Here is a 17773-nt window from a genome sequence, read left to right as displayed (position 1 = left end):
CCTCGGTTCTCGCGCTGCACAATCGGCCGATCCAAGTCTTTGCTGTAGCTGATTTCCGCGTGGGTTGCATAGCGAGACTTCATCTAAATGTGGCGCCGTTGCATTTCGGCAATGCCCCGCCTGTCGAGGCACTTTCTCGCTCCAATGAAATTATGGCGAAAGTTCCATCGCAAGGGCAGATTCCGGCCACACTGCGGAAAAAATTGGTCAAGAGGTCGACTGACGCGACTAACTATAACGCTCGCGCGAGGAGTGCAATTAATAGTAGTGCTTTTGCTTCGGCTGAAATGATGAGGCGCGCGAAAGTCCCGCGCCTCAGTTTATTCCGCTGCAGCTTCGGCGACGCTGGCGTGGCCAGTCTTCTGTTCGCTTGCGCGGGGCAACTGAACAGGCTTCAGCATGATTGCTGCAACCAGACCTATGAGCGCGATGCCGCAGGAAGTCAGGAACAGCGGCGAGAAGGCGGCAGAATAGGCATCTGCGACGGCGTGACGACTAGCCTCGGGAAGTGCTGCCATCATTTTCGGTGTCAGTTCCTCGATATTTATCACACCGGGAATGGAGGCGCCGATCTTGCCGAGCTGCGAGGCGATGATCGCGCCGTAGATAGAAATGGCTATCGAAGCGCCGCCCATGCGCGATAGCGTGACTGAACCCGTCGCCGCGCCTACGTCGCGGGCCGGTGCGGCATTCTGCACGCCGATGACCGGAACCTGCTGGGCAAGGCCGATGCCGATGCCGTGCAGCAGCATGATCGCGCCGATGAAGACAATCGGGGTGCCGGCATGAACCTGAGAGATCAGCGCGAATGCCATGGCGCTGCAGGTCATGCTGGCGATGGCAAAGGGCTTGTAGCGGCCGGTCTTCGAAATAATGCGGCCGGCATTCAAAGAGCCGACGACGAGACCGCCTGTCAGGAGGATGAAAAGGAGACCGGCGCCCGAGGGTGAAAGACCTGTCGTCGTCTGCAGGAAGAGGGCTAGGTAATTCACCATGCCGATGGCGATTGCGCCGCCCATGATTGAGATCACCAACAACAGACTGAAGGTGGAGTTGCGGAACAGTTGCATTGGCACGATCGGTTCCGGTGCGCGGCGCTCGACTAAAACCCAGGTGACGGCGCAGACCGCGCCGAAGGCTATGATGCCGATGCTCTGCGGAGAGAGCAGCGCGCCGAAAAGTTCGCTGCTGTCGGTTGCCAGCACGATGCTGGTCGTCGTCAGAGCCAGGAGCAATGCACCAGCATAGTCGATCTTCGGACGACGATGCGGCTTGCGGTAGGGCAGCATGAAAGCAAGGCCGGTCAGCACGATGAAGCCGATCGGCACGTTGACGAGGAAGATCGAGCGCCAACCGAAGAGATCGCTCATCGTACCCCCGAGGACGGGGCCGATCGCGCCCGAGGCCATCAGCACGAGACTGGAATAGCTTTGGTAACGAGCGCGTTCGCGCGGCTCGAAGAGATCGGCATTGACGGCGAAGATCGAAACCATGATGCCGCCACCGCCAAAACCTTGCAGCACGCGGGCGGCAATCAGCGTGTTCATGGACACGGCGAAGCCGCAGACCGCCGAACCGATTGTGAAGATCGCGATTGCCGTCATCATCACATATTTGCGACCGAAAAGATCACCGAGCTTGCCATAGAGAGGCATGACGGCGCTGAGCGCCAGCAGATAGGCGGAGCCGACCCAGCCGAAACGGTCCAGATGGCCAAATTCCCCGACGATGGTCGGCAGTGCGGTGGAGACGATCTGGTTGTCCAGCGTCGCCATGAACATTGCGGTCATCAGAAAGAAAAAGAGGATGAGCCGCTTACGGGGGTCTGTCACGAGCGGCGCGGGGGCAAGTTGCATATCCATGGGAGGACCAATGTCGTTACGTCGAGGCTTTATGTGCTAATAGCACGTATTTGTCAATGGCATAATATTGACGTTAGCATATTCTATTTTCGATTCCGATCTGTTATGGTTCCGTCATGATTGAGACCCCGACCGAGACAAGAACCACAGAGCTTAAGGATGTTTCCATGGATAGCGTGCCGCGCATCGGCCGCACCATGACGCGCATGCGGATGATGACAGGCCGCCGGCTGATCGGCCGTCTGGCAATTCAGAGCGTGGCACCGGATCTGGAGCTCTCGCATCTCGATGTGCTTGATGCCGTGCGCCGCGCGCAGGAAAATGGCGAGGTGACCGTCGGTGCGATCGCCGAGATGTTGCGTATCGATCCGTCGCGGGCAAGCCGTGTTGTGTCCGATATGGTTGGCCGCAACGTTCTGCGCCGCGAGGCATCGCAGGCAGATGCGCGGCGCATCGTCGTTGTCATGACTCCGATTGGGGAGAAGCTACTAGCGGAAATCCAAGCTCAGAAGCTCTCTTTCGTCTCCGAAGTCGTGCGTGAGTGGCCCCAGGAAGAGATTGATAGTTTCTCGGTGTTGTTTGAGAAATTCATCAGTGGCTACGAAGCTATTTTCCTATCCCGCGACAAGGATACTCCAGGCTGAGGACGTGAAAAACACCTTCGGTGTCGCGTTGCAGGCAGGCTTCGAGCTACATGTTCGATGAACATCGGGGTGCGAACCTTGATGTGAAGAAGATTTTCTTGCGCCCGAATTTTTGATGCGATCGCGGCGGTGCCGATGTCAGCGGCAAGCCAAAGCTCGATCCCTGGCTGATCGGCGCCGATGTGACTTACCGCTTCTAAGAGAAAGGTGCCAGATATCCGGCGCCTCTTCCCCTTCACCCCCCGTTTGCGCTATGGGCAATGCCCATGAGCCAATCCACCTTCACCATTCTGCTTGGCGGCGCTTTGATCCTGACGGATCGTCTGCGCGACGCCGTGCGGGAAAGCCGGTTCATCGCGGCTGACGGCGGCATGCGCCATGCAGCCGCGCTTGGTGTTGTGCCGGAATTGTGGGTCGGCGATTTCGATTCGACGCCGCCCGATCTTGATGGTGCTTTTCCCAATGTGCCACGCCAGCCTTATCCAGCCGCAAAGGCTGCAACGGATGGTGAAATCGCCGTTTCCGCAGCGATCGAGCGTGGCGCTAAACGCTTGATCCTTGCCGGTGCGCTGGGCGGCGAACGCTCCGACCATGCGCTTCAGCATCTGCTTTATGGTGTCGAACTGGCGCAAGAAGGCTTCGACGTTCTTCTAACCTCGGGCAGCGAGGAAGCCGTGCCTCTGCTTCCCGGTTCGCTGGAGATCGATCTTCCGCCGGGTAGCCTGTTTTCCGTGCCGGGGTTCAGCGAACTCACCGGGCTTTTCATCGAGAATGCTCGCTATCCGCTCGCCGACTTCCATTTGCCCTTCGGCTCGTCACGCACCATTTCCAATGTCGCGGAAGGCCTCGTGCGCTTCTCGCTTGCCAGCGGCAGAGCCATCGTGCTCGCGCGGCCCTATGATCTTTCCGGAGTCTGATACTTGGCGCCTCCTATCCTGAAACTCGACGATATTTTCCTGAGCTTCGGCGGCACGCCGCTTCTGGCAGGCGCCGCCCTGCAGGTGGGGCCCGGCGACAAGATCTGCCTTGTCGGCCGCAACGGCTCGGGCAAATCGACGCTTCTGAAGATTGCTGCCGGTATTGTCGACGCGCAGTCGGGCGAAGTGTTCCGTCATCCGGCGTCCACGGTGCGTTATCTGGAGCAGGCGCCGGATTTTGCCGGCTTCGAGACTGTGCAGGCCTATGCTGAAGCCGGGCTCGGGCCGGGCGACGATCCCTACCGCGTCACCTACCTGCTCTCGCATCTCGGATTGACCGGCGAAGAAGACCCGAAGACCCTTTCCGGCGGTGAGGCGCGCCGCGCCGCGCTTGCACGCGTAATGGCGCCGGAGCCCGATATTCTGCTGCTCGACGAGCCAACCAACCATCTCGACCTGCCGACCATCGAATGGCTGGAAGGCGAATTGCAGAAGACGCGCAGCGCGCTGGTGCTGATTTCGCACGACCGCCGCTTCCTCGAAAAGGTATCGACGGCGACCGTCTGGCTCGATCGCGGTACATCGCGGCGTCTCGACAGAGGCTTTGCGTTTTTCGAGGCCTGGCGCGACCAGGTGCTGGAGGCCGAGGAACTGGAGCAGCATAAGCTCGGCAAGGCGATCGAGCGCGAGGAACACTGGCTGCGCTACGGCGTGACGGCGCGGCGCAAGCGCAACATGCGTCGTCTCGGCGAGTTGCAGACCATGCGCGCGCAATATCGCGGCCATAAGGGGCCGCAGGGAACCGTGCAGGCGACGACCTCAGACGCGCAGGAATCCGGCAAGCTGGTGATCGAGGCCGACAAGATCACCAAGAGCTATGACGACAGGCCAATCGTCGCGCCGTTCTCGGTCCGCGTACATCGGGGCGATTGCATTGGTCTCGTCGGACCTAACGGCGCCGGCAAGACCACGCTTCTGAAGATGCTGACCGGCCAGCTTGCGTCCGATAGCGGCACCGTAAAGCTCGGCACCAATCTCGAGATTGCCACCCTCGACCAAAAGCGCGAGGACCTCAACCCGGAGGACACGCTTGCCAACTACCTGACGGATGGGCGCGGCGAGAACCTCCTGGTCAACGGCGAGCAGCGGCATGTGACCGGCTATATGAAGGAATTCCTGTTCCAGCCGGAGCAGGCGCGCACGCCGATCAAAAATCTCTCCGGCGGCGAGCGCGCACGGCTGATGCTGGCGCGCATCCTGTCGCGACCGGCAAACCTGCTCATCCTTGATGAACCGACCAACGATCTCGACATCGAGACATTGGACTTGCTGCAAGAGATCGTCACCGGCTTTGCCGGTACCGTCATCCTCGTCAGCCACGACCGCGATTTCCTCGACCGGACGGTGACCTCGACAATCGCGCCTGCAAATCCGGAGGCGCCGGACGGGCGCTGGATCGAATATGCCGGCGGCTACTCGGACATGTTGGCACAGCGCAAGGGTGCGGCAGAAGAACGCCGTAGGGCGGAGAAGGTGGCGGAAAAGCCGAAGGCGCAGGAGGCCGCTGCCGCTTCTCCTTCTGCTTCTAAGGGCAAGCTCTCCTACAAACAAAAATTCGCGCTTGAAAACCTGCCGAAGGAAATGGCGAAAGCTGCGGCCGAAATCGCTAAGCGCGAGGAGAAAATGGCCGATCCAAATCTTTTCACTAGGGATCCGGCAACGTTCAATCGGTTGGCCTCGGAGATGGAGAAGCTGCGGGAAAGCATGACCAAAATGGAAGAGGAATGGCTGGAGCTTGAAATGCTGCGCGAGGAGCTGGAGGGCTGATCCAATAAAAATCTCCTGAAATGTCGGATCCGGCGGTTTCCCTCCGTCTTTGAGCCGAACGTGATCAACGGCATGGTGCCATCACGTCATAACGGAGATTTTTTCATGCGCATGATTTTTGTGAATCTGCCGGTCAAGAACCTCGGCAAGTCGAAGGAATTCTTCTCGGCACTCGGCTTTTCTTATAATCCTGCCTTCACCAACGACGATGCCGCCTGCATGATCGTTGAGGAAAATATTTATGTGATGCTGCTGACCCATGGCCATTTCCAGCAGTTCATCGAAGGCGATATTGCCGATACGTCCAGGGGCAAGGAAGTGCTGACCTGCCTTTCGGCCGGCAGCCGCGCCGAAGTGGACGATTACCTCAAGAAGGCGCTGGCAGCTGGCGGCAAGCCCTGGAAGCCGATCCTTGATATGGGACCGATGTATGGCTGCAGCTTCCAGGATCTCGACGGCCACGTCTGGGAAATCATGTACATGGATATGTCCCCGGCCGGCTAAACCGGTATTTTCACAAGATATTTATCGGGCCTCCCGCGGTTGCCGGAAGCCCGCTTCCTCACTTTTCCTTGATTGGCCCATGCTGCGTCAAGCGGCTTAGAGTGCCACTCCGGCAATAGGGATCGCGCCGACCAGGGCAAGAAGGAAGAGTCACATGTCTCGCAAATCCTATACCGGAATATTCATGGCGCTTGCCGCCAGCAGCTTCATCATGATCGGCTTTTCGCAGGCGGCGAGCGCTCAGGAAAACCAGCGCGTGCGTGTGCGCGGCACCATCGAGAGCCTCAACGGCGACATGCTGATCGTCAAGACCCGCGAAGGCAGCGATGCGACAGTCGCACTAAAATCGGGGTGGAAGGTCGCCGGCATCAAGAAGGCCTCGGTCGACGACATCAAGGTCGGCGATTTTGTAGGCGTGGCCTCGCTGCCGAAAGGCACTGGGCCCGACGGCGCAATCGAAGTGCTGATCTTCCCGGCCGCGATGAAGGGCACCGGCGAAGGCAGCCGCCCGTGGGATGTTCAGCCGAACAGCTCGATGACGAATGCGACCGTCAGCAATGCGGTCAAGGCCGTCGACGGCCATACGATCACGCTCACCTATCAGGGCAAGGAAAAGATCATCTCGATTGCCGACGGTACACCGATTGTCACATTTGCGGCGGCAACCAAGGATGACCTGAAGCCCGGCGCCGGCGTGATCGTCATGGCGGAGAAGGCGGCCGACGGCAACATCTCGGCCGCGCAAGTCACCATCGGCGTCAATGGCGTGATGCCGCCGATGTAGGATTTCCGGACTTTGTTTTCACGCAATTCCGGACACAGAACTGCAAAGACTATGCTGGAACTACTTTAGAGCGCCGGGGCGGCGGCCACGGCGCTCGATCCCGCTGACGCTGCAGGTGGTTCCTCGCTCGGCTTTGAAGGCAGAGCCAGCAAGTGCAGCGTGCGCGGATGCAGTGCTTCCATATAGGCTTCCGAACGTCCGATATAGATCATGCCGGTATCCGGCATCGTTGCGAGCAGCTTGGTCATCGTATGCTGCCACTCGGGTTCCATGCCTTCGAGCACTTCGTCGAAAACGGCCCAGCGCGGCTTGACGAGAAGCAGGCGGGCAAAACCGATGGCTTTCTGCTCGTCGCTATCAAGGATCTTGTCCCAGCGCGCCTTCGTATCGAGGCGTGCGATCAGTGAATGCAGGCCAGCGGCTTCAAGCGCGGCTTCGACCGCCGCATTATCATAGGTCTCAGGTTTTTCGGGGAAGGCGATCGCCTCGCGTAGCGAGCCGCCAGGAATATAGGCGACCTGCGGGATGAACAGCATGTCGGCGGCAGGCGGCAGCCCCATAGTGCCTTTGCCAGAGGGCCAGAGACCGGCCATCGCCTGGAAGAGCAGGCGGCGGTTCACGCTGTGATCACCGTTGATCATGACCTTTTCACCAGCCTTGATCGTCACGTCCGTCTCGCGCATCCGAAAGCCGCCACAGTCATCGATATCCTCGCCGAGCTTCGCGATAATGACGATATCCTTCAGTGTGAGGGTGTCGGGCGCGGTTTCCTCGTAGATGATGGCGTCCTTTACATCGAACCCGTCATCCATCTCCTGAAGCGCCTGGCGGAAATCGGTGACGCGCATCAGCGTGGCACGCCATTCGGCAATCGGGCCGAAGTTGGCGACATACCAGCGTAGCGCCGTATTGACCTGATTGAAGGCCCCGACCGATACCATCAATTGGCCGAAGGTGAGGCCGCCGGAGAAATAGGCGGGTGCCGCAACGATGATCGGAATAACGATAACCAGCCAGCCGTAACCTGCCGAGACCCATGTCAGGTTTGTGTTGGCCATGGCGAGACGCTTGATGACCGAGAGAACGTTGCTGATGTCGGCGTTGATGCGCTTGCGCTCGTTCTCCTCGCCGTGCGCCACCGTAATCGCCGGCATATTCTCATTGGCATGCATCAAAGCGAAGCGCAGTTCGGCTTCCTTGGAAAACCGGTCGGCGTTCAGCTTGACGAGCTTGCTGCCGACGACCTGGCTCAATACCGAGGCCGATGCGGCATAGAAGATCGCCGCCCAGACCATATAGCCGGGAATGGAGAAGCTATGGCCGCCCATACGGAAGATGAAGCCGCTTGAAAGCTCCCAAAGCACGCCGATGAAGCTTACAAGCAGGATGGTCGATTGCAGGAGACCAAGCGCAAGACCCGTGGTGCTTTCGGCGAGGTTGCGCGAGTCCTCGTGGAGGCGCTGGTCCGGATTGACGCCGATAATGCCGATGGCGGAGAGCTTCAGCGCACGCTTGCGCTTCAGCCACTGATCGACGAGATCGCGTGAGAGACCCTCACGCATGTAGAGCGCGGTCATCTGATTCAGCCAGGCCTGCAGCACGTTGAGCAGCAGCAATGCGCCGGCGATCATCACGAAGACTTCGAGCTGGCGGAAAAACTCGCCAAGATCACGGCGTTCGAGGGAATCGTAAAAGGGAGCGTTCCATTCGTTGAGAATCACCTGTCCATAGGCAGTCGCCAGGATGATGATGACAAGCGATGTCGCAAGCAGCAGCACCTTGCCGCGGACCTGCGAATTCCAGAATGCGGAGAACATCACTCCAAGCCGATATGTCAGGCTGAGATCATATCCTACGCGGTCCTGACTCTGGATGCCCCTCCCCCTTTTTACGTCGTTTGCCATTTCAAATTTCCAAATCCGCCCATCCTGACATTAATAACATGGGGGCGTTACTGGTCCATCAACAGATTCCACCATCTATAAAGAAAGCGTGATGGCTTTTGTAGCTATCTGCATTGACAGTTGATTCGCAGCCGGACTGGCGCTATCTAGGATACCTCGTGGTGATTTGGCCGGCCGGCTTGCAGCCACGTTAAATAAGTCGCTAAAGGGCCGCGTGCGGACCGGTAGCGATTCTTTCGCCGCCGGTTTTTTATTTTGATCGAGTTGACCGCAATGCCCATCAAAATCCCCGATACGCTGCCTGCCTTCGAAACGCTTGTGAACGAGGGCGTGCGGGTGATGACCGAAACCGTGGCGATCCGTCAGGATATCCGCCCGCTGCAGATCGGGCTGCTCAACCTCATGCCGAACAAGATCAAGACCGAGGTTCAGATGGCGCGCCTGGTGGGTGCTTCGCCGCTTCAGGTGGAATTCTCGCTGATCCGCGTCGGAAACCACAAGGCCAAGAATACGCCTGAAGAACATCTGCTCGCCTTCTACCAGACCTGGGAGGAAGTGAAGCATCGCAAGTTCGACGGCTTCATCATCACGGGTGCGCCGATCGAGACGCTTCCCTACGAGGATGTTACCTATTGGAAGGAAATGCAGCAGATTTTCGACTGGACGCAGACAAACGTCCACTCGACCATGAATGTCTGCTGGGGCGCGATGGCGGGCATCTATCATTTCCACGGCGTGCCCAAGTATGAACTGAAGGAAAAGGCTTTCGGCGTTTACCGCCACAACAACCTCAAGCCCTCCTCCGTCTATCTCAACGGTTTCTCTGATAATTTCGAGGTCCCGGTGTCGCGCTGGACCGAGGTGCGCCGCGCGGATATCGAGAAGGTCGACGGGCTTGAGATCCTGATGGAATCGAACGAGATGGGCGTCTGTCTCGTCCACGAGCCGAAGGGGCGGCGGCTCTATATCTTCAACCATGTCGAATATGATTCTACATCGCTTTCGGAGGAATATTTCCGCGATGTGAATGCCGGCGTGCCGATCAAGATGCCGCACAACTACTTCCCGCATAATGATCCGGCGCTTGCGCCGCAGAACCGCTGGCGCAGCCACGCGCATCTGCTTTTCGGCAACTGGATCAATGAGATCTACCAGACGACGCCCTACGATATCGAGGAGATCGGCTCGGACATCTGAGGGTCACCGGTTGGGTTTAGAAATGCGCCGCCGCATTTTTGCGGCGGCGTTTTGTTTTCCAGCCCCGCCCGGTTGCGGTTTGCGGGAAATGGGGGCAGTTTCCGGTTCCTGAACCTTGGGATGGAGTAGCGGCGATCATGGTGGACAAGTTGGAACGAGAAGTTTTCGGGCAGACGAGGGACGGGGAGACTGTTCATCGCGTCATCATCCGCGGCGGCGGATTGACGGTCAAGGTATTGAGCTGGGGTGCGGTCATCCAGGATGCAAGGCTCGAAGGGCATGATGCGCCGCTGGTGCTCGGCTTCGAGAATTTTGACGACTACCTCGACCATTCGCCTTTCTTCGGCGCGACGCCGGGACGCTGCGCTAACCGCATCGGCGACGGCAAGTTCACGCTCGATGGCAAGGACTACCAACTCGAGCTTAATGAGAACGGTGTCACCCATCTCCATGGCGGCAGCGATAATATCGGCAGGCTCGTCTGGACGATCGTCGAGTACGAGGCCGACCGTGTGGTGCTGAAGATTGTCGATCCCGATGGCCGCGCCGGCTATCCCGGTAACTGCACCATCCAGGCGACCTATCGTGTGCATGGGAACGGCGAGCTTTCCGTCAATTACGAAACGACGACGGACGCACCGACACTCGCCAATGTCTGCCAGCATTCGTATTTCAATCTCGACGGCCGCGAAGATGCGCTCGCACATGACATCATGATTGCCGCTGACCACTATCTGCCGACGAACGAGAAGCAGATCCCGACCGGTGAGATCCGTTCGGTCGCGGGGAATGAATTCGATTTCCGCGAGATGGCGCCGATGAAGCGTTTCGCCGGGCACGAGCAGGCGCTCTACGACCATAATTTCTGCTTTTCGAACGAGCGTACGGCCAAGCGATCCGTGGTACTTGCCCGAAGCCTGCATTCCGGTGTTTCACTGGAAGTGCGTACGACCGAGCCGGGCGTGCAGTTTTATGCCGGTTTCAAGCTCAGCGTACCGGTGCCTGGCCTCGACGGCCGCAGATACGGTCCGTTTGCCGGTTTTTGCCTGGAAACGCAGATCTGGCCGGACGCAATCAATCATCAGGGCTTCCCGAATGCCGTGCTGCGCCCCGGCGAAGTGCTGCGTCAGGAAACGGATTATATCTTCACGAAGAACTGAACTCGCTCGTCCAATCAGGATCAATGAAACCCTCGCTGCCGTCCCGCGAGGGTTTTTCTTTTGCCGATACGAATCTGGCTTGCCGTCTGGTTCTAAATAGGTTCTATTGTTGGGCCATGGATAGAACCAGTCTGATAGCGGAACTGAATGGCCGTGGGCTGCGGGATGAAGCAGCAACGGGACCGCTTTACAAGAGGTTGGCGCTGGCGTTGACCGGTCTCATCCAGGAAGGTCTCCTGAAGCCCGGCACGGCGCTGCCTGGCGAGCGCGATCTTGCGGAAGCCTTGAAGCTCGGGCGCGTAACCGTGCGGACAGCCTATCGCGATCTCATGACGTCAGGAGCACTGGAATCGCGCCACGGCAGCGGCACCTTCGTTTCCAGCAAGGTGGAGCGCATGGAGCAGCCGCTGTGGCGGCTTTCGTCCTTCTCAGCGGATATGCGTTCGCGCGGACGCTCGCCGGCGGCGAAGATCCTGTCGCGCACAGTCAATAACCCTTCTCCGGAAGAATCCTTTCTGCTCGGTCTTGGTGTGGATGAACCGGTCTTGCGGCTCGATCGCCTGCGCCTTGCCGACGGGCTGCCGCTCGCAATCGAGCGCGCCGTCGTGCCGGTCAAGTTTTTGGGCGAGGAAGCTGGCGGCGAAGGCTCGCTCTATGATGCGCTCGCTGCTCACGGTCACAAGCCGGTGCGCGCCATGCAGCGGCTGACCGCCGTCACGCTCGACCCTTCATCGGCCGCTATCTTGAACGTCAAGGTCGGGGCACCGGCCCTTCTGATCGAACGCGTTTCGCGCCTGGAAGACCAGCGCGTCGTTGAATACACCCGCTCGCATTATCGTGGTGACGCCTATGATTTCGTCGCTGAACTGAGAATTGGAGATGACCTATGAGTGAGAACCAGTCGCTGATGTTGCAGGAAGCGGGCCAGTCGCCCGAGGTGGTCGCCACGCTGCTCGAAAAGGAAAAACCGGTCTTCGCCGAAATCGCCCGGCTGTTCTCGTCCGCTCGCCCCAGCGTGGTGACAACGGCGGCGCGCGGTTCGTCGGATCATGCCGCGACCTTCTTCAAATATCTCTTTGAAATCACCTGCGGCGTGCCGGTCGCCTCGATCGGTCCGTCCATCGCTTCCGTTTATGGCGCTCCTCTGCATCTGAAGAGTGGCATCCACTTTACCGTCTCCCAGTCGGGTGCCAGCCCGGACATCGTTGCGCTGCAGGAAGCGGCCAAAAAAGGCGGGGCGACAACGATTGCCGTTGTCAACGTCATCGACAGTCCGCTCGCCAAGCAGGCCGATATCGTTCTCGGCCTCAATGCCGGTGCTGAAAAGAGCGTTGCGGCAACCAAGTCGTTCATCGCGTCGGTCGCCGCCCTTGCTGGCGTTACGGCGGCAATCGGTAACAAGGCTGAATTGCAGGCTGCTCTGGAGAAGCTGCCGGCTGCACTTTCTGCGACGTCCGGTATCGACACTACCAGAGCCGAAGATGTTTTGTTCAACGCCGCATCGCTTTACACCGGTGGCCGCGGCACGGCCTATGCCATTGCTCTCGAAGCAGCGCTGAAGGCCAAGGAGACGGCCGGCCTTCATGCAGAAGCCTTCTCGCTCGCCGAGCTGATGCATGGTCCGATGCGCCTCGTGCAACCGGGCTTTCCGATTGTTGGCTTCGTGCCCGAAGATGCCGCCTTCAACAATAACGTAAAGGCGCTGGAACGGCTGCAGAAACTCGGCGCGACGACCGTGCCCTTCTCGACAAAACCGCTTGCAGGCGTCAATTTGCAAGTTCCGACGACAGGCAACGGTCTTGTCGATCCCCTGGTTTCGCTGCTCGTCTATTATCGCCTGATCGAGTCCGTAACCCGCCGCAAGGGTTTCGATCCGGACAAGCCAGCAAATCTGCTGAAGGTGACGGAGACCGTCTGATGACCCGCAAGATCTTCACCGGTGCACGTATCTTCGATGGCGAGCGCTTTCATGACGAGCGGGCATTGATCGTCAAGGACGGCTGCGTCGAGGCGATCGTCGGCCGGAGCGATCTGCCTGAAGGCGAGATCGTGGCGCTTGACGGCGGCGTCCTGTCTGCCGGCTTCATCGATGCGCAAGTCAACGGCGGCGGCGGTCGTATGCTGAACGATGAACCGTCGCCGGACTCCATGTACATGATCGCCGATGGGCACCGCCCTTCCGGCACGACGGCACTGCTGCCGACGCTGATCACAGACACCGCCGACGCAACGGCTGCGGCGATCGAAGCGGCAAAAGTCGCCGTGAAGGCCAATCGCGGAGTCGCCGGCTTGCACCTCGAAGGCCCGCATCTGGCGCCGGCTCGCAAGGGCGCCCATCTTGCGGAACTGATGCGCCCTGTTGAGGGCAAGGATATCAAGGCCTTTATCACCGCGCGTGAGGCGATCGGGACCCTGCTTGTCACCATTGCTGCGGAGCAGATCACGGTCTCGCAGGTGCGCGAGCTCAGCGAAGCCGGCGTCATCGTCAGCATCGGCCATTCCGATAGCACCAGCGAAGTGGCAGAAGCCCGCTTCGATGCCGGCGCGCGGGGTGTGACGCATCTCTTCAATGCCATGAGCCAGTTGGCGCATCGCGCGCCAGGGCTCGTTGGGGCCGCGATCGACCATCCAGCAGTCTGGTGCGGCATCATTGCCGACGGACACCATGTCGATCCGAAGGCGCTGCGAACCGCACTGCGCGCCAAGCGCGGCGAGGGCAAGCTGTTCTTTGTGACTGATGCCATGTCGCTCGTCGGCTCGGAGAAGGATACCTTTACACTGAATGGCCGCACCGTGCGGCGCGAAAGAGGCGGATTCTGCTCGAAGCTGGTGCTTTCGGACGGTACACTGGCGGGCTCGGATGTCGATATGGCGTCAACGATCCGCTATGGCGTCACCTATCTGGAACTGACGCTTGCCGAAGCGTTGAGGATGGCAACGCTCTATCCGGCGCGTTTCCTGCGGCTTGCCGATCGAGGCCATCTTTCGCCGGGCGCGCGCGCCGATCTCGTGCATTTCGCTGATACAATCGAAGTGAAGGCGACTTGGCTTGGCGGCGAAGCGGCTTAAGGAGAGCAGCGGATGACTGCAATCACGGATGCCTATTTCTCCAATCTCATCGGTCGGCTGGACAATCTGAAGCAGGCACTTGCCGAACCGATGGCGCGGGCAGCGAAGGCGATCCTGGAGGCGGCTCGTGGCGACAAGCGCGTCTACGTCTTCGGCACCGGCCATTCGCATATGTTGGCGGAAGAGGTACATTATCGCGCTGGCGGGCTTGCCTTTACGGTGCCGGTCCTCGTCGGTTCGGCCATGCTGCACGAGGGCGCGGTCATCAGCTCGGTCTATGAACGTACCCAGGGCCTGGTGCGGCCGGTGCTGGAGCGTTACGGCATGCAGCCGGGCGATGTCATCATTATCGCCTCCAATTCCGGCGTGAACGCCGCGCCAATCGAAGCGGCCGATTTTGCGCGCGAGATCGGCGCAAAAGTCATCGCCATCACGTCCATTGCCTATTCGACGGCGATCGCCAATGGCCGTCGGCGGTTGGCCGATGTCGCTGACGTGGTATTGGACAACGGCTTGCCGCCGGGTGATGCCGTTCTCGACCTTGACGGAACGGGGCTTCGGGTTGGGCCTGTTTCAACGGCCGTCGGCGTGACTGTGATCAACGCCATTTTTGCGGAAGTCGCTTCCGAGCTTTCCAAATCTGGTGATGCGCCTGTCTATCTCAGTGCCAATATGCCAGGTGCTGCGGAAATCAACCAGAGGCTGGTCAAGAAGTACCGACCGCGCAATCCCCACCTTTAGCGCAAAAGAGGCCGGCATTTTGCCGGTCTAATCGCGTCGCTTCATCATCCCTGGTGCCAAACGAAAACGGCCCGAAGCGGGTGCTTCAGGCCGTTCGAATGTCTGGAAACCGATGCGATCAGTCCTTGGCGCGCTCGACGTAGGAATTGTCCTCGGTCGCGATGACGACGCGGGTACCGGCATCGATATGCGGCGGGACCGAGGTGCGGATGCCGTTGGAGAGGATGGCCGGCTTATAGGATGAGGATGCCGTCTGGCCCTTGACGACCGGCTCGGTCTCAACGATCTCCAGCGTAACGTGGCGCGGCAGTTCGAGTGCCAGTGGAACGCCTTCGTGGATCGACAGGACGCAGGTCATGCCTTCCTGGAGATAGGCCTTCTGGTCGCCCATGGTTTCGGCGCTGACGACCACCTGATCGTAGGTTGCCGGGTTCATGAAGTGGAAGCCTTCGCCGTCTTCATAGAGATACTGGAAGTTCACGTCTTCGACGAAGGCGCGCTCGACCTGCTCGGTCGTGCGCCAACGCTCGGAAACCTTCACGCCATCGACGATGCGGCGCATGTCGACCTGGGTGACCGGCGTGCCCTTGCCAGGGTGGAAATTCTGTGCAGTGAGAACGACGTAAAGTTTGCCGTCAACCTCGAGAACGTTGCCCTTGCGGACGGAAGAGGCGATGATCTTGACCATAAGACTTCCTTGTAAGTCGGCTTTCGGCGTCGTAGAGGACTGTCGGAATGGCCCTGAAGACGCAAAATGTTTTTCTTCGTGGGCGCACTAACCTAAAATCGCGGAAATAGCCACCCCATTCCGGCCGAATCCGGCAAGGAAAGCGTTGAATGACCCTCACGAGCGCCAAAGCGTCTCCCTGGTGGACACCATCAGTGCATGCCGATCGCCGTCCCTTCCTTATGGGGCGCAATGCGATCCAGGCGGCGCTGCGCGGGTACTTTGCGCGCGAGGACTTCATCGAGGTCGATACAGCCACGTTGCAGGTATCACCGGGCAACGAGGCGCATCTGCATGCCTTTGCCACACAGGCGCTGACGACGGACGGTCAAGCGGCGCCTTTTTACCTGCATACGTCGCCGGAATTTGCCTGCAAGAAGCTGCTGGCGGCCGGCGAGCAGCGCATTGCCTGCTTTGCACATGTCTATCGCAACCGCGAGCGCGGGCCGCTGCACCATCCAGAATTCACCATGCTCGAGTGGTACCGGGCGGCCGAAAGCTATGCGAGCCTGATGATGGACTGCGTGCGGATGCTGGCGCTCGCTGCCGAAACGGTAAAGACGGCGAAGCTCGTCTATCGCGGCACCGAGTGCGACCCCTTCGCCGGGCCGGAACGGATAAGCGTTGCCGAGGCTTTCAGCCGCCATGCCGGCATCGATCTTCTGGGATCGGTTTACGCCGACGGCTCTACGGATCGCGAGCACCTGGCCGCCGAAATGCGGCGGGTCGGCATGCGTGTCGCCGATGACGATCATTGGGCGGATCTCTTCAGCCGGGTGCTGGTGGAGAAGGTCGAACCGCATCTGGGCTTCGGCCGCGTCACCATACTCGACGAATATCCGGTTTCCGAAGCAGCGCTCGCACGGCCTTCGGCGCAGGACCCGCGCGTGGCTGAACGCTTCGAGCTCTATGCCTGCGGCGTCGAGCTCGCCAACGGTTTCGGGGAACTGACCAATGCCACCGAACAGCGCCGCCGCTTCGAGATCGAGATGGTGGAGAAGATGCGGGTCTATGGCGAAGCCTATCCCCTAGATGAGGATTTCCTGGCAGCGCTCGCCATCATGCCGGAAGCGAGCGGCATTGCACTCGGCTTCGACCGGCTGGTGATGCTGGCGACAGGTGCGACACGGATCGATCAGGTGCTCTGGGCGCCGGTTGCGGAGTATGGCCGGTGAACGTCCTACGTCCAATCAAGAACGTCGACGATCTCGTCGGGGCCGGAGTGATCGAAGAAGCCGAGCGACCGGCGCTCGATGAGGTTGCCGCGCGCTATGCCATCGCATTGACGCCAACTATCGCGAGGCTGATCGATCATTCCGATCCGGCCGATCCGATTGCCCGGCAATTCGTGCCCAATGCTGCAGAGCTTGTCGTGACGGCCGAAGAGCGGGCCGATCCTATCGGCGATCACGCCCATAGTCCCGTCGAAGGCATCGTGCATCGCTACCCGGACCGCGTGCTGTTGAAGGCGGTGCATGTGTGCCCCGTCTATTGCCGCTTCTGTTTCCGACGCGAAATGGTCGGGCCGCAGGGGCTCGGTACGCTCGATCCGGCGGCGCTGTCTGGAGCCTTCGACTACATAAGCGAGCACGAAGAGATCTGGGAGGTCATCTTGACCGGCGGCGATCCACTGGTGCTTTCGCCACGTCGCCTTGGCGAAATTCTCGGCCAACTTGCAACGATCGAGCATGTGAAGATCGTGCGTTTTCATACGCGGGTGCCTGTCGTCGATCCGCAGAAGATCGATGCGGATCTGATCGCGGCGCTGAAAGCGAGCGGCAAGACTGTTTATGTCGCGCTCCACGCCAACCATCCACGTGAACTGACGGCGGAAGCACGGGCGGCCTGCGCCCGCCTCGTGGATGCCGGAATCGTAATGGTCAGCCAGTCGGTGCTTCTGCGGGGCGTCAATGATGATCCTGATGTGCTGGCAGAACTGATGCGGGCCTTCGTCGAGACGCGCGTGAAGCCCTATTATCTGCATCATCCCGATCTTGCGCCCGGCACCAGCCATTTCCGTCTGTCTATAGACGAAGGACAAAAGATCGTCGCCTCGCTTCGCGGCCGCATCTCCGGCCTTTGCCAGCCTACCTATATTCTCGATATTCCCGGCGGCTACGGGAAGGCGGTGATCGGCGAGAGCGCAGTCAGGGCAACCGGTGAGGGGTGTTATTCGATTTCGGACTATCGCGGCAGCGAACATTCCTATCCACCCGCCAGTTAACGCAAAAGCGTGCGCTCAGCGTGCCATTTCTGCACTCGACACCGCGCTAGCCATTTGCGGCCGGTTTTCTCAGCCTGCTTCAAGCTGTTGATAGAAATCAAGTATCAGGCGTCGCGCTGGTATAATTCGTAAAATGCAAAGTATGAGTCTTGGTCATATTTAACTAATTACATTAGCGGAATGTTCTGTTTTCCCTACTAAAAGCACTCCCAT

The 17773-nt window shown here is 59.6% G+C and carries 16 protein-coding genes, 1 pseudogene and 1 riboswitch; of the genes and pseudogenes, 14 read left to right on the top strand and 3 right to left on the bottom strand.

Going from position 1 to position 17773, the window contains the following annotated elements:
* Positions 1–320: 320 nt before the first annotated feature.
* A complete protein-coding gene (locus tag EV281_RS21225) occupies positions 321–1862 on the bottom strand; it encodes an MDR family MFS transporter (RefSeq protein WP_132655944.1) in 1542 nt (513 codons plus the stop codon).
* 116 nt (positions 1863–1978) lie between these two features.
* On the opposite strand from EV281_RS21225, the gene EV281_RS21220 reads away from it, so the two are divergent.
* The 6 genes and pseudogenes from EV281_RS21220 (at position 1979) to EV281_RS21195 (ending at position 6538) form a co-directional block, all read left to right on the top strand.
* Positions 1979–2506 carry a MarR family winged helix-turn-helix transcriptional regulator gene (locus tag EV281_RS21220; RefSeq protein ID WP_132655942.1) on the top strand — a complete coding sequence of 176 codons (528 nt, stop codon included), beginning with the start codon at positions 1979–1981 and terminating at the stop codon, positions 2504–2506.
* Positions 2507–2510: 4 nt separating this feature from the next.
* Positions 2511–2706: pseudogene (locus EV281_RS31755) on the top strand (OmpW family outer membrane protein); the annotation flags it as partial.
* A gap of 60 nt (positions 2707–2766) precedes the next feature.
* Positions 2767–3423, top strand: coding sequence for a thiamine diphosphokinase (locus tag EV281_RS21210; protein ID WP_245508326.1), 657 nt, complete (start codon positions 2767–2769; stop codon positions 3421–3423).
* A 3-nt stretch (positions 3424–3426) separates the two neighbouring features.
* Positions 3427–5250: an ABC-F family ATP-binding cassette domain-containing protein gene (locus tag EV281_RS21205; protein WP_132655938.1), complete on the top strand. Its 1824-nt coding sequence runs from the start codon at positions 3427–3429 to the stop codon at positions 5248–5250.
* Positions 5251–5355: 105 nt separating this feature from the next.
* On the top strand, positions 5356–5754 hold the full coding sequence (locus tag EV281_RS21200) for a VOC family protein (protein ID WP_132655936.1): 399 nt from the start codon (positions 5356–5358) through the stop codon (positions 5752–5754).
* A gap of 154 nt (positions 5755–5908) precedes the next feature.
* Complete coding sequence (locus tag EV281_RS21195; protein WP_132655934.1) at positions 5909–6538, top strand: hypothetical protein; 630 nt, start codon at positions 5909–5911, stop codon at positions 6536–6538.
* Positions 6539–6603: 65 nt separating this feature from the next.
* Here EV281_RS21195 and EV281_RS21190 read toward each other — a convergent pair whose 3' ends face one another.
* Positions 6604–8442 (bottom strand): ABC transporter ATP-binding protein/permease, encoded by a 1839-nt coding sequence (locus EV281_RS21190; RefSeq protein WP_132655932.1) that lies wholly within the window; start codon positions 8440–8442, stop codon positions 6604–6606.
* Positions 8443–8590: 148 nt separating this feature from the next.
* Positions 8591–8668: riboswitch (SAM riboswitch) on the top strand.
* Between the two features lie 47 nt (positions 8669–8715).
* On the opposite strand from EV281_RS21190, the gene metA reads away from it, so the two are divergent.
* The 6 genes from metA to EV281_RS21160 all read left to right on the top strand — a co-directional run bounded on the left by metA (position 8716) and on the right by EV281_RS21160 (position 14609).
* The gene (gene metA / locus EV281_RS21185; protein WP_132655930.1) at positions 8716–9639 is read left to right on the top strand and encodes a homoserine O-succinyltransferase; all 924 of its coding nucleotides are present in this window, start codon (positions 8716–8718) and stop codon (positions 9637–9639) included.
* Positions 9640–9776: 137 nt separating this feature from the next.
* Positions 9777–10799: an aldose epimerase family protein gene (locus EV281_RS21180; protein ID WP_132655928.1), complete on the top strand. Its 1023-nt coding sequence runs from the start codon at positions 9777–9779 to the stop codon at positions 10797–10799.
* A gap of 116 nt (positions 10800–10915) precedes the next feature.
* Positions 10916–11689, top strand: a complete 774-nt coding sequence (locus tag EV281_RS21175) for a GntR family transcriptional regulator (RefSeq protein WP_132655926.1) — start codon at positions 10916–10918, stop codon at positions 11687–11689.
* A complete protein-coding gene (locus tag EV281_RS21170; RefSeq protein WP_132655924.1) occupies positions 11686–12717 on the top strand; it encodes an SIS domain-containing protein in 1032 nt (343 codons plus the stop codon). The genes EV281_RS21175 and EV281_RS21170 overlap by 4 nt, the downstream gene beginning before the upstream one ends.
* On the top strand, positions 12717–13868 hold the full coding sequence (nagA, locus tag EV281_RS21165; protein WP_132655922.1) for an N-acetylglucosamine-6-phosphate deacetylase: 1152 nt from the start codon (positions 12717–12719) through the stop codon (positions 13866–13868). The genes EV281_RS21170 and nagA overlap by 1 nt, the downstream gene beginning before the upstream one ends.
* A 12-nt stretch (positions 13869–13880) precedes the next feature.
* Positions 13881–14609: an SIS domain-containing protein gene (locus tag EV281_RS21160; RefSeq protein ID WP_132655920.1), complete on the top strand. Its 729-nt coding sequence runs from the start codon at positions 13881–13883 to the stop codon at positions 14607–14609.
* 118 nt (positions 14610–14727) lie between these two features.
* Here EV281_RS21160 and efp read toward each other — a convergent pair whose 3' ends face one another.
* Positions 14728–15297 (bottom strand): elongation factor P, encoded by a 570-nt coding sequence (efp, locus tag EV281_RS21155; protein ID WP_132655918.1) that lies wholly within the window; start codon positions 15295–15297, stop codon positions 14728–14730.
* Between the two features lie 149 nt (positions 15298–15446).
* Here efp and epmA point away from each other — a divergent pair, with 149 nt between their 5' ends.
* Both epmA and EV281_RS21145 read left to right on the top strand, forming a co-directional pair.
* Positions 15447–16511 carry an EF-P lysine aminoacylase EpmA gene (gene epmA / locus EV281_RS21150; protein WP_132655916.1) on the top strand — a complete coding sequence of 355 codons (1065 nt, stop codon included), beginning with the start codon at positions 15447–15449 and terminating at the stop codon, positions 16509–16511.
* Positions 16508–17560 (top strand): lysine-2,3-aminomutase-like protein, encoded by a 1053-nt coding sequence (locus EV281_RS21145; protein ID WP_132655914.1) that lies wholly within the window; start codon positions 16508–16510, stop codon positions 17558–17560. Before epmA ends, EV281_RS21145 begins: the two co-directional genes overlap by 4 nt.
* Positions 17561–17773 lie beyond the last annotated feature (213 nt).

The sequence above is a fragment of the Rhizobium sp. BK418 genome (assembly GCF_004341105.1).
Lineage (GTDB): Bacteria > Pseudomonadota > Alphaproteobacteria > Rhizobiales > Rhizobiaceae > Rhizobium.
This window is presented reverse-complemented; position numbering and strand designations above follow the sequence as displayed.

What these genes read in the sequence shown, in the direction of transcription:
- metA (WP_132655930.1), top strand. Translation starts at nt 8,716, where the DNA reads ATGCCCATCAAAATCCCCGATACGCTGCCTGCCTTCGAAACGCTTGTG.
- EV281_RS21160 (WP_132655920.1), top strand. Translation starts at nt 13,881, where the DNA reads ATGACTGCAATCACGGATGCCTATTTCTCCAATCTCATCGGTCGGCTG.
- efp (WP_132655918.1), bottom strand. Translation starts at nt 15,297, where the DNA reads ATGGTCAAGATCATCGCCTCTTCCGTCCGCAAGGGCAACGTTCTCGAG.
- nagA (WP_132655922.1), top strand. Translation starts at nt 12,717, where the DNA reads ATGACCCGCAAGATCTTCACCGGTGCACGTATCTTCGATGGCGAGCGC.
- EV281_RS21220 (WP_132655942.1), top strand. Translation starts at nt 1,979, where the DNA reads ATGATTGAGACCCCGACCGAGACAAGAACCACAGAGCTTAAGGATGTT.
- EV281_RS21200 (WP_132655936.1), top strand. Translation starts at nt 5,356, where the DNA reads ATGCGCATGATTTTTGTGAATCTGCCGGTCAAGAACCTCGGCAAGTCG.
- EV281_RS21175 (WP_132655926.1), top strand. Translation starts at nt 10,916, where the DNA reads ATGGATAGAACCAGTCTGATAGCGGAACTGAATGGCCGTGGGCTGCGG.
- EV281_RS21180 (WP_132655928.1), top strand. Translation starts at nt 9,777, where the DNA reads ATGGTGGACAAGTTGGAACGAGAAGTTTTCGGGCAGACGAGGGACGGG.
- EV281_RS21195 (WP_132655934.1), top strand. Translation starts at nt 5,909, where the DNA reads ATGTCTCGCAAATCCTATACCGGAATATTCATGGCGCTTGCCGCCAGC.
- EV281_RS21190 (WP_132655932.1), bottom strand. Translation starts at nt 8,442, where the DNA reads ATGGCAAACGACGTAAAAAGGGGGAGGGGCATCCAGAGTCAGGACCGC.
- EV281_RS21225 (WP_132655944.1), bottom strand. Translation starts at nt 1,862, where the DNA reads ATGGATATGCAACTTGCCCCCGCGCCGCTCGTGACAGACCCCCGTAAG.
- EV281_RS21210 (WP_245508326.1), top strand. Translation starts at nt 2,767, where the DNA reads ATGCCCATGAGCCAATCCACCTTCACCATTCTGCTTGGCGGCGCTTTG.
- EV281_RS21170 (WP_132655924.1), top strand. Translation starts at nt 11,686, where the DNA reads ATGAGTGAGAACCAGTCGCTGATGTTGCAGGAAGCGGGCCAGTCGCCC.
- epmA (WP_132655916.1), top strand. Translation starts at nt 15,447, where the DNA reads ATGACCCTCACGAGCGCCAAAGCGTCTCCCTGGTGGACACCATCAGTG.